A 16834-nucleotide genomic window follows, 5' to 3' on the forward strand; every position below is an offset into this window, starting at 1 on the left:
TAAAACTTCAACCTATTCGCGCAAATCTGAATGTAATCGATTTCAGAGATTGAAAAAGATACTAGCTCCCGATATTCACACTGTCAACACTGTGTTGTTAAAATGTTTATTTTTGTTAAAGAGAAATTGGCATATATTCTGTGATTAGCCCATAGCCCTGATAGCGTGGGCACTGGCAGGATATCGCGGCTTTCTTACGGCAGGCGCTTATTCGCTAATAATCAGGAATGCGAGGGCGCTGGGCCACTGCTTTCACGCTCGACCAGCTGGAAAGGCAGAATTTCCCGTGAGCGCTTTAAGGGTTCCTGTTTTATCATTTGTACCAATACATTAAATGCCCGGCGACCCATTTCATAGGCAGGCTGATCAATGGTGGTGAGGGGGGGATTCAGATAGGCTGAGACTCGCACATTATCAAAACCGGTAACCGATATATCATCAGGGATCCTAAGCCCCTGACGGTGTATTTCATGCATCGTTCCAAGAGCAATATCGTCATTAAAACAACAAATAGCGGTGGGGCGTGTAGCGTTATCCAGAAGCGCACGCACGCCTTCAATGCCGGTATCAATCTGGTAACTTTCCCCGACCAGCATGCTGTCATCAAAAGCCAGACCTTCTTCATCCATGACGCTTTTCATACCTGCAAACCGGTCCCGGAAAATCTGGCTGCTGCGCTGCCCTGCAATGAAACCAAAGTGTTCATGCCCATAGCTAATCAGGTGATTCATCACCGCTCGCCCGGCCGCGTAGTTATCCAGCTCAATATAGGGATAACGCTTTTCAGGAATACGCTCACAAACACTGACCATTGGGATGGTATCGGCCAGACTGGCATCATTTTCCGAAAACGGGAACGAGTGATCCAGTTGTATCAGGCCGTCAGCACGGTTGGATAACACCATACTGGCATATTCATTTTCCCGCATTCCTTTGCCCTGGGTATCGCCTAGCAGTACTGAATAGCCCTGTTCCTGCGCAGCCTGCTCAATACCTTCGATGATGCGCATAAAAAATGGGTTCACCAGGTTAGGCACCAGCACCACAATAGAATTTGAGCGGCCGGTTTTGACACTACTGGCCAGCCAGTTAGGACGATAGCCCGCACGCTGTACCGCCGCCATGACCTTTTCGCGGGTTTTCTCAGTGACCAGCGACGGGCTTTTTAGTGTTCGCGAGACAGTGGCCGTAGAAACACCGGCCAACTCACTGACTTTCTTGATATTTGTCATTAAATCGCTACATTCTTGTAAAACAGATTTAGGATACCTGACACAACGGCCAGATTAAGGAAGGTGCGAATAAGTCTATCATCTCTCAGCGAGTCCTGAAGTGCGTAGTCGCAAGGCAGGTTTCGCTGGCAATGGCGCCCCCCTTGTCAGGAAAGCTAACGCAGCGTATGCGTGCTTCAGAGCTGGCTCTTCGGGACTTACAGTCAAGCACCTACTCTGTGTTGTAACCCATCAGGCCTGCAAAAGGTCGCCTTGACCAGGTACCTGGTTGTAAGCCTGAGCGGCGCCGGACTTATTCGCACGTTCCTTAAACTTACCCCTATCATAGCGGTCATTTACAGAAAATGACAAGACTTTATGTAAACGAGTACAATTCAGCGGTATTCACCTTTAAATTCCACGAAAATCGTCATTATTCCGGTTTATCAACAGAACAGACCAATTGACACTAGACGTTAATGATGTAATCGATTACAGTGACGCTCACCGAATTGATAACGCCTTGTTTACAAGCTGACAACAAGCCTGAACCAACGTGAAGACTGTTAAAATGATGCGAAATCTACTGAAAACATTAACACTGGCGGGGATGACAACCACCCTGCTTGCCAGCTGTGCAGACACTCCCGATAGTCTGAAGAATAATGAAACCTATGACGCGCCTGTCAATCTGGTCGGCGACGATCTGGTTCAGTACGTGAACCCATTAATGGGCACGGACTCGACCTTTAGTCTGTCTAACGGCAACACCTATCCGGCGGTGGCCAACCCCTGGGGTATGCATTTCTGGACAGCCATGACAGCGCCGATTGGTGACGGCTGGACGTACAAATACGACGACGACAAAATTCGCGGCATTAAGCAAACCCACCAGCCCAGCCCCTGGCTGAACGATTATGGTGCATTCTCGCTGATGGCGGTAACCGGTGAGCGCAAAATTGATCAGGACAGCCGAGCGTCGTGGTTCTCGCACAAGGCCGAAACCGCCAGTCCCAATTATTATTCTGTTTACCTGGCAGACTATGACACCACGATAGAAGTCACGCCTACTGCGCGAGCCGCGCAGTTCCGGTTTACCTTCCCGGAGACCGACAACGCCTATGTACTGCTGGACGCATTTGATAAAGGGTCAAAGGTCGAAGTGTTACCCGAACAGGGCATTATCCGGGGCTACGCCCGTAACAATCATGGCGGGGTACCGGACAATTTTCATAACTATTTTGTTGTGAAATTCAGTCGCCCTTTCGAGTCTGCCTCAACCTGGCAGGATGGTTATACCCCAGTTGATGTGCTTAAAAGTGAAGGCGACCATGTCGGCGCTGTCGTCAGGTTTGCAACGCATAAAGGTGAGCAAATCACCGCGCAGGTCGCCTCGTCGTTTATCAGTCCCGAACAGGCCGAACGCAACCTGAGCCGCGAAGTGGGCAATGACTCCTTTGCACAAACCCGTAAAAAAAGTCATGCCGCCTGGCAAAAAGAGCTTAGCCGGATCCGTCTTGAAGACGACAACCTGGATAACGTCAGAACCTTTTATTCTGCACTGTACCGGGTACTGCTGTTTCCTCGCCGGTTCTACGAATACAACGAGCACGGTGACATCGTTCACTACAGCCCTTACAACGGTGAAGTGCTGCCTGGCTATATGTTCACAGACAATGGTTTCTGGGACACATTCCGCGCAGTGTTTCCCTATTTTGCGCTCATGTACCCGGAACTGGATCGTAAAATCATGCTTGGGCTGGCGAATACCTACAAGGAGTCGGGCTGGCTACCAGAATGGGCGAGCCCGGGCCATCGCAACGTCATGATCGGCTCCAATTCGGCGATCAATATTGCTGATGCATACATCAAAGGGGTCCGGGACATGGACATCGAGACCCTGTACGAAGCGGCAGTGAAGAACGCCGAAGTCAATGAGGGCCGCCCGATGACTTCCGTGGGCCGGGAAGGCGTAGATTACTATAATGCGCTGGGTTACGTGCCCTATGATGTCGACATTCACGAAAACGTTGCGCGCACCCTTGAATACGCGTTCGCCGACTTCAATCTGTATCAGCTGGCGAAACAGCTTGGAAAACATGAAGACGCCGAAACGTTCCGCAAGCGCAGCCTGAACTATCGCAATGTTTTTGATAAGCAAAGTGGCTGGATGCGTGGCCGCAACCAGGACGGAAGTTTCCAGTCCCCCTTCAATCCGCTTAAGTGGGGTGATGCCTTTACCGAAGGCAACGCGCTGCACTATACCTGGTCTGTTTTTCACGATATCGAAGGGCTAAAAACCCTGATGGGGGGCAACCAGGCCTTTATCGATAAGCTGGATAAGGTGTTTACCATGCCGCCTGAGTTTGATGACTCTTACTATGGTTTCACCATTCACGAAATCCGTGAAATGCAAATTGTTAACATGGGTAACTACGCGCATGGCAATCAGCCCATACAGCATATGATTTATCTGTATAACTATGCTAACCAGCCGTGGAAAGCACAGAAAAAAGTGCGCGATGTTATGGACAAGCTCTACATGGCAACTCCGGACGGCTATGCTGGCGACGAAGATAACGGACAGACCTCGGCCTGGTATGTCTTCAGTGCACTGGGCTTTTATCCGGTTACACCGGGGGTTGAGCAATACGTGATGGGCAGTCCGCTGTTTGATAAAGCAGTGTTAACACTGCCGAATCAGAAGACGCTGACCATTAACGCCCGCGGCAACACAGAAGCTACACCATACATTCAGCGCGCTACGTTTAATGGCCAGGAACTCGATAAGACCTGGCTGGACCACGATGCCCTGCAACAGGGCGGGGAACTCATCCTGGACATGTCGTCTACGCCAAACAAAGCACGTGCCACCGGCCCAGCCGCCTGGCCCTACTCGCTTTCACAACAGTAAGGTTCACGCGACGCCCTGTGGCGTCGCCTGTCTTGAGGTTATTTTATGGCTTTTTCACCTTCATCTACATCACACGCTCACAACGGTAAACCACACACAATGGCGTTTGCTGCAATGACAACGCTATTTTTTATCTGGGGCTTCATTACCGCCCTTAACGATATCCTGATACCGCACCTGAAGGCCGCATTTTCATTGTCCTATACGCAGGCAATGCTCGTGCAGTTTTGCTTCTTCGGTGCCTATTTTGTGATATCGCCTTTCGCTGGAAAGCTGATTGAAAAAATTGGTTACACCCGCGGTATTATTACCGGTTTGCTGACGATAGCTACCGGCTGTTGCCTGTTTTATCCAGCCGCAGAGGTGGAGGTGTACAGCCTTTTCCTGTTGGGCTTATTTGTACTGGCCAGTGGTGTCGCCATCCTGCAGGTTTCCGCTAACCCCTATGTTGCAATTCTGGGCCCCGAGAAAACCGCCGCCAGTCGCCTCAATCTCGCCCAGGGAATAAATTCACTGGGCCATACTCTGGCCCCGCTGTTTGGTGCTGCACTTATCTTCGGTGCCGCCAGTGACAGCATTGGTGCCGATGCAGTGCAGCTGCCGTACCTGATTCTTGCAGGCGCCATGATCATTACGGCCGTTGGCTTTGTATTTCTGAAGCTGCCCGTCATCAATCAGCAGAGTGATGATACTCAGGCGGCCACCGGCAGTATCTGGCAACAGAAACGCCTGTTATTCGGGGCACTCGCGATTTTTCTGTATGTCGGTGCCGAAGTCACGGTTGGTAGTTTTCTGGTGAATTACTTTGCCATGCCTGAAATTGGCAACCTGAGCGAAAGAGAAGCCAGCCAGCTGGTCTCATACTATTGGGGCGCAGCCATGGTTGGCCGCTTTGTGGGCGCGGCTATCACCCGTGTCATCGCGCCTGCCTATGTGCTGACAGCGAATGCCGTGCTTGCAGTCGTGTTGCTGTTTGTCACCATGTCCAGCACCGGTGAGATGGCGATGTGGTCAGTTCTGGCCGTTGGCTTTTTTAATTCCATTATGTTCCCGACGATTTTCTCACTGGCGATCCGAGGGCTGGGACCACTTACTGGTCGTGGCTCGGGTCTGTTGTGTCAGGCCATTGTTGGCGGCGCAATCGTACCGCTCATTCAGGGCGCGGTTGCCGATGCCACATCGGTGCAGATCAGTTTCATCGTGCCTGTCTTTGCCTATCTGTATATCGGAATCTACGCCATTATGCTGAAACGCTCAGAGGCACCCATGAAGGAGGCTCCGGTTAATTTATGAAACCTGTTATTTGTTTTGGTGAAGCACTGATTGATTTTCTTCATGTGAATACGCAGACTCAGGCACCTTTGTCGCTGCCTGAGTTTCGGCAATACCCTGGCGGTGCGCCGGCAAATGCCGCTGTGGCCGTGGCCCGGCTTGGGGGCGATGCGCGCTTTGCAGGTCAGGTCGGCGACGATCCCTTTGGTGCCTTTTTAGGCAACGCGCTGAATGCCTACGGGGTCAATACCGACACACTGCTTACCCACCCCAGTGCGAAAACGGCACTGGCGTTTGTGGTTCTGGATGAAACCGGTGACCGGCACTTTTCGTTTCATCGCCATGAAACCGCCGATTTGCTGATCGAAGCCTCACAAATATCGCCAGCCTGGCTGCCCGATAATGGCATCGTACACATGTGCAGTAACACGCTCACCGCCAAGCCAGCCTCGCAGTGCACCGAATCACTGGCTCGCCAGGCTGCCGAACGCGGTCTGCTGGTCAGTTTTGACGTCAACCTGCGTCACAACCTCTGGCCCGGACATCAGATAGACAGAGACCGGGTCAATGCGCTTGTTCATCAGGCCCATCTGGTGAAATTTTCTGCAGAAGAGCTGGCGTTTCTGGCAAACGGCGAAGAGTCGGCATACCTCGCAACCTGTCTTTCTGCAACGTGCGACCTCATTTTGGTAACCGACGGGCCGGCGCCGGTTCGCATTATCACTGCTCAGGGCGAAGTATCCCTTACACCACCAGACGTCAATGCTGTTGATACGACAGCAGGCGGCGACGCCTTCGTCGGCGGACTGCTGTTCGCCTTGTCGCACTTTTTGGATATCACCCCGGTGCTTAACTCGCAGGCACAGCTTGAGCAGGTAGTAACGTTCGCCGCACATTGTGGTGCCAGAGCCGTTACCCGTCAGGGCGCGTTTACCTCACTGCCATCGCTGCATGACATCACCAATGCGCTGACGGAGTCAGCACAATCGCTTTCCCTGTTACCGTTTGCTACTACGGAGGCATCATGACATTTTTAAATGCAGACTTTCTGACCGAACACTGCCGCCAAATCCTTGATTTTTATACACCCAGAGTTGTCGATAACCAAGGCGGCTATCACCAGAATTATTATGACGATGGCTCGCTATTTGATACCGACTTTAAACAGCTGGTGAGCAGTACCCGTATCATTGTTAACTACGCCAATGCGTTCCGTGTGTTTGGGGACGCGCAATACCGTGAAATCGCTGAGCACGGCCTGGCATTTCTTGAGTCAGTGCACTATCAGCCTGACACCCAGACCTACGCCTGGACACTGCGCGATAACAAACCAGAAGACATGACGCAGCAAGCCTATGGTTATGCGTTTGTGCTGCTTGCCTACGCTGCGCTGAAAAAAGCCGGTATCATCACAGAACACGACAAACTCAACCAGGTCTATTCGCTGCTTGAACAACGCTTCTGGCAAACAGAGTTTGGCTTATATGCCGATGAAATCGCCCCCGACGGCCAGCTGAGTGACTACCGCGGACAGAATGCCAATATGCACATTTGCGAGGCTATGCTCAGCGCCTATGAAGCGACCAGCGAGGCACATTTTCTTGATCGTGCAGCAACGATTGCGCACAACATTGTGCAGCGTCAGGCAGCCTTGAGTGACCAGTTAATCTGGGAGCATTACACGCCGGACTTTGCCATTGACTGGGACTATAACCGCGACGACCCGAAAAACCTCTATCGTCCCTGGGGATTTCAGCCCGGCCATCAGACTGAGTGGAGTAAGCTACTGTTGATTTTACACCGACACCAGAATGAGGACTGGCATGTCGAGCGCGCGGCTCAGCTGTTTGACCAGGCATTTGAAACGGCCTGGGACACCACGCACGGGGGGCTGGTGTACGGCTTTGACCCGGCTTACCAATGGTGCGATGACGACAAATATTTCTGGGTCCAGGCCGAAAGCTTTGCTGCGGCCGCCATGCTGTACCAGCAGACAGGACAGACCAAATACAAAACCCAGTACGAGATGTTGTGGGATTACTGCTGGGCGCACATGGTTGATCATCAGTATGGTGCCTGGTTCAGGCTGCTAAGACGTGATAACAGTGCGTATTCCAATGAGAAAAGTGCCGCAGGTGCCAAGTGTGATTATCACACCCTGGGGGCCTGCCTGGATGTTCTGGCAACGCTTTCTACCGAACAGTGAAGGAGACACCATGCTGATTGGTCGCCTGACAGGCAGGACCTGCCTGCTACTGATAATGGCTGTTGTGGGGCTCACAGGGTGCGCAGCACCGGCAGCGCCCGATGCTTCAGAGAAGTCCGCGATCGACTATGTCGATCCGTTTATTGGCACCGCGGGCAAAGGGAAAACCTTTCCTGGTGCCACGGTCCCGCACGGCATGGTGCAGCTCAGTCCGGATAACGGCCGGACCGGCTGGGACTGGATAGCAGGGTATTTCTACCCTGATACTGTGCTAGCCGGTTTTAGTCATAAACATTTGTCAGGGACCGGTGCCGGTGACCTGTACGACATCTCCTTTTTCCCGTTTACCGGTGAGCCAGTATACCGTCCGCTTGAGGGCGGACCGGATACGGGCACTCTGTCATCGACATTCAGTCACGAAAATGAAGCCGCCAGCCCTGGTTATTATCAGGTCTTCCTTGACGATTATGCTGTAAACGTTGAGCTCACCGCCGCGAAGCGCGTTGGGATTCAGCGTTATACGCCCGAGCACTCACGTACGTTACAGGTGCAGCTGGATTTAAGTTACAGTCGAAACTGGGACGACACCAAAGCGGTTTACCTTGAACAGGTTGATGCACAGACTGTTCGGGGATACCGGTTGTCAGAGGGCTGGGCACCGGATCAACGGGTTTACTTCTATACCCGTTTTTCACAGCCCATTTCGACCACGCACATCAATAAGCGTGCGGTCACGAACAATTTTAAGCATAAGGGCAAGCCGCTCACAGCACAGTTTTCATTTTCAGCCCGTGACGATAACGCCCCGTTAATTGTCTCTACCGCGATAAGTTCAGTCAGCATGCAGGGCGCAGAAAACAACTGGCACAGCACACGCCATGCCATGGATTTTGATCGTACCCATCAGCAGGCACGTCAGCGCTGGCAGACCGAGCTGGCACGGGTCGATATTGAGGCATCGCCTGACAACCTGACCCAGTTTTATACCGCAATGTACCATGCCTCACTGGCACCACGGCTTTTCAGTGATGCTGACGGCCGGTATAAAGGGCCAGACGGCGAGATTCATCAGTCTGAGACGCCACGTTATGACTTTTTCTCGCTATGGGACACCTTTCGCGCGCTGCACCCGTGGAAAACACTGATTGATACCCGCCGCAGTGCCGATATGATGGCCAGTCTGCTTGGGCACTATCGTGAAGCAGGACGACTGCCGGTATGGAATTTTGAAGGCAATGAAACAGATATGATGATGGGCTACCATGCAGTGCCGGTGCTTGTTGATGCCTACCTTAAAGGTATAGGCGATATTGATGGCGACTTCCTGCTGAGTGCGGCAATTCAGAGTGCCAATCAGGACGCCTTCGGTCTGTCCTCCTACCGGGAGCTCGGCTACGTGCCGTTTGAAGAACGCAAGTGGAATGTATCACTGACCCTTGAGTATGCCTTTGACGATTACGCCATCGGTAAGCTGGCGGCGGAACTGGACAAGCCGGCGCTGGCCAGGCACTTCTTTGACAGAGCTCAGAGTTATCATCAGCACTTTGATGAGACCACCGGTTTTATGCGGGCACGCAACCACACCGGCGCGTTTCGCGGCGACTTTGACCCGAATGCCTACCATCCCGAAGATTACTGTGAAGCCAACGCCTGGCAATACAGCTTTTTCGTACCCCATGATGTAGACGGGATGATTGAAATGATGGGTGGGCGCGCTGTCACGTCACGAAAGCTCGACGCCATGTTTGCCACCGATCAGAGTGTTGCCACGATGCCTGAATGGATTTCCGGCAACATCGGGCAGTATGTGCATGGGAATGAACCCAGCCACCATGTTCCTTATCTGTATCAGTTCACCGGCGAGCCACACAAAACCCAGCAGCGTGTTCGTGAGATTATGGCGTCGCTTTACACCACCAGGCCCGATGGACTGGCGGGCAATGAGGATGCCGGACAAATGTCAGCCTGGTACCTGTTCAGTGCACTTGGCTTTTATCCGGTTAATCCGGTCGGCGGTGACTACGTGCTTGGCAGTCCCGAGGTAGAAGCGGCCACTCTTCATCTGGAAAATGGCAGGGATTTTCATGTCAGGGTGCGCAACCAGAGCCCCCAAAACCACTACGTAAAACGTGTCACCCTGAATAACAAGCCCCTCCCGGGTTTTATTCTTACGCACCGCCAGATAATGGCGGGGGGAACACTGACATTTGAAATGGGAGAGACGCCGTGAAATTTCTTCGTCGATGCGCAACGGCCGTGATCACAGCGGCGGTTATGAGTCAGCCGGTACTGGCTAACCGCACACCTGCCGATTATGTTGACCCTTTCATTGGCACATCGAATTTTGGTGCCACGCACCCCGGTGCACAAGTGCCTCACGGACTGGCGTCGGTGTCACCGTTTAATGTGGCCTTCGGTTATCCGCAGCTGAATGAATTTGAAAAAGATGAAGCCTGGAATTCACGCGTCTACATTCATGAAAACCAGTTTTTCACCGGCTTTTCACACCTAAACTTAAGCGGTGTGGGTTGTCCCGAGGCAGGCGTGATTAATCTGATGCCAACCTCGGGCGATTTGTCACTGGCGCCGGAAGAGTACGGCAGCACTTTTTCAGATCAGCAGGCCAGTGCGGGTCTTTATAACGCGCATATTGATAAGTACGACATTGATGCCGAGGTTACCAGTACAGCCCGTGCGGGGATCTCACGCTTTCGCTTTTCACCGGGCCGCAACCATATTGTACTCAATCTGGGCCTTGCGCTAACTAACGAAACGGGCGCCAGCATCCGCCAGACCTCACCTACCGAGTTTGTTGGCAGCCGCACGCTGGGCACCTTTTGTTACAATCCGGAAGATGTCCGGCCTGTATACTTTGTTATGCAATTAAGCGACGCGCCCGACCAGGCAGGGGTTTGGAAACAGATGCCGGCATATAAAAATGTCGAGGCCGACTGGGTGGCCGTAAATGACGATGTGAAGACCTATCCCGACTACCCTTACCCGCTGCATGGCGACAATATTGGAGCCTGGGCAAGTTACAATGCGGACAGTGCGCATACCGTGTCGGTGAAAATTGGTATTTCTTTTGTGAGCATTGCCAATGCGCGCAAAAATCTGGAGCAGGAAATTCCTGCCTTTGACTTCAACAGCACGCGCCGTCAGGCAAAGCAGGCCTGGAATGATGTCTTGCAGCGCGTCCAGGTTGAGGGGCAGGCAGCAGACAAAACCCGTTTTTATACGGCGCTGTACCATACCCTCATACACCCCAGCATTTTTAGTGATATAAACGGCGACTATCCCATTACCGGGGGCGGCGCTACTGGCAATGCCAGCGTACCGCGCTATACCGTTTACTCCCTGTGGGACACCAGCCGCAATGTGCATCCGCTTTTAAGCTTACTCTACCCGCGTACGCAGTCGGCCATGATGCGATCTGCGATTGCCATGGGCCGCGAGTCAGGCTGGTTACCAAAGTGGGAACTGTATGGCATGGAGACCAATGTGATGGTTGGCGACCCCGGTACCGTCATGATGGCCGACAGTTATCTGCGTGGTATTCAGGATGTAGATATCGACGCCGCCTATAAGATGATGGTCCGGGCAGCCACGCAGGCTGACAACAATCTGCTGCGCCCCGATGCAGCAGACTACCTGTCGTTAGGCTATGTGCCGTACGATGACGAAGGACCCTATGATGGCAGCGTTTCTACCAGCCTTGAGTATTATCAGGCTGACTTTGCCCTGTCGAGGCTGGCCGCTAAACTGGATAAACCTGACGACGCTGCGCGCTTTGCGAATCAGGCACAGGAATTTACCCGGCTGTTTGACCCTGCTACCGGTATGCTTCGACCCAAAAATCGCAAGGGAGAATGGCTGTCGCCGTTCGATCCGGAGCTGGGTAAAAACTTCGAGCCTGCACCAGGCTACATCGAAGGTAATGCCTGGAATTATCGGTTCTATGTGCCACATGGCATGCAAACCCTGATTGAAAAGCTTGGTGGACCTGCCGCGTTTGAAGCGCAGCTGGATAAAACTTTCGCCACCGATAACTTTGATATGGCAAACGAGCCTGACATCACTTACCCGTACCTGTATTTGTATACCCCTGGCGGATTTAATAAAGCCAGTAACAAGGTTGCAGCGCTGCGGGATCATCACTTCACGACCGAACCTGGTGGTATTCCAGGCAATGACGATACAGGAACGATGTCAGCATGGCTGGCGTTCAGCATGATGGGCATTTACCCACTCAGTCCGGGCGAACCCAGTTATGCTATGGTCTCGCCAGCCTTTGACAGGATCACAATCAGTCTGGATGACACTTATTATCCTGGGGAGACTCTGACCATCCGCCGCGATACAGAAGCTTCACGCATTACCTTTAACGGTCGTCCCGTCACGGGGGCATTTATTGCACATCAGCAGCTCATTCAGGGCGGAACGCTGGTGATCCCGGCTGCAGACACTCAGGAATAAAGGGTGTCTGCAACCGTCGCCTTATGGTGGCAGTTCTTCGCCCCACAAGGCATTGATAACCATTATCATTATCATGTAGACTGTTCGGTGTAGCAGTCAATACCGTCTTTGCACCTGACGCCGAAAAGACAGCGTCAGCAAAACAGAGGAATTATGCGAAATCTAACCAGCGCAACAGTGACCGACGTACACCACTGGAATGACACCCTGTTCAGCTTTAAAACCACACGTTCGCCAACGTTCCGCTTCGAAAGCGGTCAGTTCGTGATGATTGGTCTGGAAGTTGAGGGCAGGCCGTTGCTGCGTGCCTATAGTGTGGCGAGCGCTAACTACGAAGATGAGCTGGAATTTTTCAGTATTAAAGTCCCTGATGGTGCACTGACCTCACGCCTGCAGCATATTGAGCCTGGCAACACGGTCATGCATTCGGTAAAGCCGGCGGGCACTCTGGTTCCCGGCCATTTACTGCCTGGCAAACGTTTGTATCTGTTATCCACTGGCACCGGCCTTGCGCCCTTTATGAGTATTGTCCGCGACCCGCTGATCTATGAGCAGTACGACACCATTGTGCTGGTGCATGGTACCCGCTGGGTATCAGAACTTGCCTACCAGGATGAAATTCTGCAGCAACTGCCCAATAACGAATTTTTTGGAGACGAGGTGCGCGCCAAACTACGCTATTACCCCACGGTCACCCGCGAGGAGTATCAGTTCAGCCTCAATAACGAGGGGCCTGCACGCCAGCATACCGGCCGCATTACCACCTTATTGTCCGAGCAAACCCTCACTGAGCGTCTGGGACTGCCGGCTATATCGCCTGAGCATGACCGCTTCATGCTATGTGGCAACGACGCCATGCTGGGTGAGTTAAGTGAGATGCTGACTCAGCTAGGGTTTAATAAAGCCACCTCGCGCTCGCAGGGGCATTTTGTGGTGGAGCAGGCGTTTCTGGAAAAATAGCTGCAGTTTTTCATGGTGTGACTGGTCACATCTTAACCAGCTTGCATGCGCCGTCATCAGGTCAAAAAAATATGCATGAGCGCAAGGCTTGTGCATCACGTCTTATCTTTCTATGCTGAATTTTAATTCTGCTCCGGGGAGCGGCATAGTCGTGTGAGGCGCAGCTTATCCTAAGAATGTCTTTTGAATTGCATTCCACCGTTTTTACGAGTAAATAATAACAAACAGCGTTGCGCCGGGCAGCCTGATCCTATAACCAAGCCATTCTTAGCTGACAGAGGCATATATGTTCAATAAACAATTAAAAGCAGAACTTGAGCAATGTCAGGCAGAAAACGCGATGTTTCGGCAGGTATTGAAGAGCCTGAATAGCGAAATGCTACATATCACGCTTACGCCCACTGGCAAAATTGAGCAGGCCAATGCTTTATGGCAGCAGGAGCTGCAATTAAGTCCGGACGATCTTACCGGACAGCACTTCACACAGCTGGTTCCTGATTACGCGCGCAGTACCAACCACTACCGGCAACTGTGCGAAGCCATCAAACACCAGCAACACTGGAGCGGTGCGGTGGAAATAGCAAACAACGGAACCCAGTACTGGGTACGGGTGATTTTACAGCCCGTGGTTGATAAGCAGGGACACTGCCTGTCATTCAGCATTTTTGGTAATAACCTGACCCGCACCATTGAGTTGTCCAGAGAAAACGAAAACACGATTGCCGCCCTCACCCGCTCTATGGCCGTCATAGAATTCACGCCAGACGGGATCATCCGTCATGCCAATTCCCTGTTTCTGAATACCGTTGGTTACAGCCTGGATGAAGTGGAAGGCAAGCATCACCGTATTTTCTGTACCGACGTAGAAAAAAACAGCCCGGAATATGCCGAATTCTGGCGGCAGCTAAATGAAGGAAAGTTCGTAGCATCCCGCTTCAAACGCATCAATAAAGCCGGCGAGACTGTCTGGCTTGAGGCATCTTACAACCCCATTTTTAATGCTCATAACCAGCTTTATAAAATCGTCAAGTTCGCCACTGATATTACCGCTGAGGTGAAACGTGAGCAGGTCGTCAATCAGGCTGCCGAACTTGCCGCTGAAACCTCTGCAGAAACTGAAGCGTTTGCGACTAAAGGCACTGACGAAATGAAGCAAACCGAAACCGCCATGCAGCGCCTCGCGCAGCAGATGCAATCGGCCTCAGAGCAAATAAATGCGCTGGAGGAACAGTCGAATGCTGTCAGTAGTATGGTCAACGCCATCAGCGGCATTGCCGACCAGACCAATCTGCTGGCGCTGAATGCGGCCATTGAGGCAGCGCGGGCCGGCGAACAGGGACGAGGTTTCGCAGTGGTGGCAGACGAAGTGCGTGAACTGGCTTCCCGAACCTCAAAGTCGACGGAGGAAATCATCCGGGTTTTCGACAAGACCGGTCAGCTTACCAGTGACTCTGTACGTTCCATTCAGCAAAGTCTGGAAACGGTGCAAACTGTGATGGCGCATATTGAAGAGACCAGCGTGGCTATGAGCAGCATTTACGAAGGCGCCGACAAAGTGCGCGAAGCCATCGCGCAGCTGTCGACACGACTTGAGTAGCCTCTGGTGCTCATCCTGATAGCAACACATTATTGACTTTCACCCGTAACTCGGCGGCATTTGAGAATGTGGCACGACGACATATTCTACCCGGGTAAGGTGGGTCGAATTCGTCAGTCGTTCGCAACGGTCAGACAGTGCTCGCCCTCAAAGGTGTGGATGGACAAAGGCAGGTCATCTGCTGCTGACTGCAGGGCTATCGCCAGGCTCACTCCTGTGCTTATTTCACGCTGCGCGAACAGCCAGTCTTCAGTGTTCCGCTCAGCGGCCTTGTGCCAGTGTACTTCGGGGCGTGCCGCGCTCTGGAAATCAAAATAAAAAGACGTAAGCGGCACTGACAGTCCCTGCCCTGTCGCTTTCACCAGCGCTTCCTTGAGCGTCCACAGACGATAAAAATGCTGCAGTTGCTGGGCTTCGGTGCCCCACATTCCCGGATGCCACTCACGTGGGTGAAACACACTGTCGGCGATTTGCTGCAGGTTGCGTCGCACTTTGTGCGTTTCAATATCCACCCCCACTGGCTGCGCCGCCACCGCAATTGCAATAGTGCTGCCGGAGTGCGACAGATTAAAGTGCACGCCTGAAGCGGCGTCTTTCAGCGCCGGTTTACCATGTTCATTGACACAGAATTCAGCCGCGGCATCTGCACAGTACCGGCGCAGTATGGCGCGCAACGCACCGCGTCCGATAACAAATTGCTGCCGGCGTTTGTTCGCCTTAAACGTGGCCACTCGCTGCGTTTCATCAGCCGTAAGCTGCGCATAGCAGGCGTCATACTTCCCCGACGCCATGATTGTCTGCTGATCGATCAGCCACAGGTGGCAGGCATTCGGCGCAAGAGGCGGTGGCATTGACGACATAGGGTTTTAAGCTCAGCGGCGTCTGATGATTCATGGACACCCACAGTGTCCCGCACAAACGGAAAAATTAAAAGCACGTCCGCGACACGCTATATTCTTGAATAGCCCCTGTACTTGGCATAGCATGGCGCTTTTGTTTTATGTGGTTTTTGCAACGTAATGAATATAGAAGTCATTGACTATGATTCATGCTCTGCAGCGGGAAACAATCTGGCCGAATTACGCCAGTCGCTCACGCGGTATAAGAGTGGATTAATCAGGAACTGTTTACCCGGATCTGACATCGACACCTGGATAGGCAAAGTGTCGGCGGCAGACGATATTAACGACCTGGGTGAATGGCAAAGCCGCAATAATGCGCTGGCGGCACTGGGGTATGAACAGGGAACGCTGCGCAACACAACCTCAGCGCTGATGGCGAAGTACGGCGCTGCGCGCATCGGGCTTATCATGGGCTCGAGCACATCCAGTATCGACCGCACTGAAACGGCCTATACCGATTTAGCCGAAGACGGCGGCCTGAAACCGGACTTCCGGCAATCCCGTGTTCACAACCCCCACGCACCCAGCCTGTTTATGGCGCATCTTACCGGCATTAAAGGACCATCGCTGACCATCAATACCGCCTGCTCATCGTCGGCAAAAGTGTTTGTTACTGCCGCGCGCTGGCTCGAATACGGGGTGGTTGATGCGGTACTCGTCGGTGGCGTCGATACCCTGTGTTTAAGTGTACTGCATGGATTTAATTCGCTACAGCTGCTTTCTCCCAATCCCTGTAAGCCCTTTGATCACTTCCGCGATGGGATAAATCTGGGCGAAGCCTCTGGCTTTGCGGTATTGCAGCGGGGCCAGGAAAGTACCAATGGTACCGGTATCAAGCTGACGGGTTACGGCGAAAGTTCGGATGCACACCATATGTCACACCCTCACCCTGATGGTCTGGGTGCGCGAAAGTCGATGACGCAGGCACTGACGCGCGGCGCACTTGAACCGGACGCCATTGACTATATTAACCTGCATGGCACTTCAAGCCGTGCCAATGATTTAATTGAAGGCAGCCTGATTGCCGATCTGTTCCCTAAAACCACACGCAGCTCTTCCACCAAGGCCTGGATGGGCCATACGTTAGGCGCAGCAGGGATCACAGAGGCCATCATCACCCTGGACACCCTGCAAACCGACCTGATCCCCGGTTCAATGAACTTAGATACGCTGGATGAAGCACTTGATTTCACCATTGATGCCGACAATCAGCACAAACGCTGCGAGCATGTCATGACCAATTCCTTTGGCTTTGGCGGCAACAACTGCACGCTGTTATTCAGCAGGGAGGCGTAA

Annotated in this window: 10 protein-coding genes and 2 pseudogenes; 10 read left to right on the plus strand and 2 right to left on the minus strand. The window is 52.7% G+C overall.

Annotation, left to right across the window (positions count from 1 at the left end):
• Nucleotides 1–221 precede the first annotated feature (221 nt).
• A complete protein-coding gene (locus IE054_RS09215) occupies nucleotides 222–1232 on the minus strand; it encodes a LacI family DNA-binding transcriptional regulator (RefSeq protein WP_189405595.1) in 1011 nt (336 codons plus the stop codon).
• A 550-nt stretch (nucleotides 1233–1782) separates the two neighbouring features.
• Between IE054_RS09215 and IE054_RS09220 the strand changes: the two genes are divergently transcribed.
• From IE054_RS09220 to IE054_RS17965, 9 genes and pseudogenes are all read left to right on the plus strand, one after another.
• Nucleotides 1783–4125, plus strand: a complete 2343-nt coding sequence (locus tag IE054_RS09220; RefSeq protein ID WP_229805052.1) for a GH92 family glycosyl hydrolase — start codon at nucleotides 1783–1785, stop codon at nucleotides 4123–4125.
• Between the two features lie 45 nt (nucleotides 4126–4170).
• Nucleotides 4171–5418: a sugar MFS transporter gene (locus tag IE054_RS09225; RefSeq protein ID WP_189405596.1), complete on the plus strand. Its 1248-nt coding sequence runs from the start codon at nucleotides 4171–4173 to the stop codon at nucleotides 5416–5418.
• Nucleotides 5415–6425 carry a carbohydrate kinase family protein gene (locus IE054_RS09230; protein WP_189405598.1) on the plus strand — a complete coding sequence of 337 codons (1011 nt, stop codon included), beginning with the start codon at nucleotides 5415–5417 and terminating at the stop codon, nucleotides 6423–6425. Before IE054_RS09225 ends, IE054_RS09230 begins: the two co-directional genes overlap by 4 nt.
• Nucleotides 6422–7603: an AGE family epimerase/isomerase gene (locus IE054_RS09235; protein ID WP_189405600.1), complete on the plus strand. Its 1182-nt coding sequence runs from the start codon at nucleotides 6422–6424 to the stop codon at nucleotides 7601–7603. Before IE054_RS09230 ends, IE054_RS09235 begins: the two co-directional genes overlap by 4 nt.
• Nucleotides 7542–9833 carry a GH92 family glycosyl hydrolase gene (locus tag IE054_RS09240; protein ID WP_308428276.1) on the plus strand — a complete coding sequence of 764 codons (2292 nt, stop codon included), beginning with the start codon at nucleotides 7542–7544 and terminating at the stop codon, nucleotides 9831–9833. The genes IE054_RS09235 and IE054_RS09240 overlap by 62 nt, the downstream gene beginning before the upstream one ends.
• A complete protein-coding gene (locus IE054_RS09245; RefSeq protein ID WP_229805053.1) occupies nucleotides 9830–12079 on the plus strand; it encodes a GH92 family glycosyl hydrolase in 2250 nt (749 codons plus the stop codon). Before IE054_RS09240 ends, IE054_RS09245 begins: the two co-directional genes overlap by 4 nt.
• A 153-nt stretch (nucleotides 12080–12232) precedes the next feature.
• Complete coding sequence (locus tag IE054_RS09250) at nucleotides 12233–13039, plus strand: ferredoxin--NADP reductase (protein ID WP_189405605.1); 807 nt, start codon at nucleotides 12233–12235, stop codon at nucleotides 13037–13039.
• 340 nt (nucleotides 13040–13379) lie between these two features.
• A pseudogene (locus tag IE054_RS17960) lies at nucleotides 13380–14096 on the plus strand (PAS domain-containing protein); the annotation flags it as partial.
• A 153-nt stretch (nucleotides 14097–14249) separates the two neighbouring features.
• Nucleotides 14250–14636, plus strand: a pseudogene (locus IE054_RS17965) (methyl-accepting chemotaxis protein); the annotation flags it as partial.
• Nucleotides 14637–14749: 113 nt separating this feature from the next.
• On the opposite strand, the gene IE054_RS09260 reads toward IE054_RS17965, so the two are convergent.
• Nucleotides 14750–15496, minus strand: a complete 747-nt coding sequence (locus tag IE054_RS09260) for a 4'-phosphopantetheinyl transferase family protein (RefSeq protein WP_189405610.1) — start codon at nucleotides 15494–15496, stop codon at nucleotides 14750–14752.
• A 159-nt stretch (nucleotides 15497–15655) separates the two neighbouring features.
• Here IE054_RS09260 and IE054_RS09265 point away from each other — a divergent pair, with 159 nt between their 5' ends.
• On the plus strand, nucleotides 15656–16834 hold the full coding sequence (locus IE054_RS09265; RefSeq protein ID WP_189405612.1) for a beta-ketoacyl-ACP synthase: 1179 nt from the start codon (nucleotides 15656–15658) through the stop codon (nucleotides 16832–16834).

This window comes from Alteromonas halophila (assembly GCF_014651815.1).
Classification (GTDB): domain Bacteria; phylum Pseudomonadota; class Gammaproteobacteria; order Enterobacterales; family Alteromonadaceae; genus Alteromonas; species Alteromonas halophila.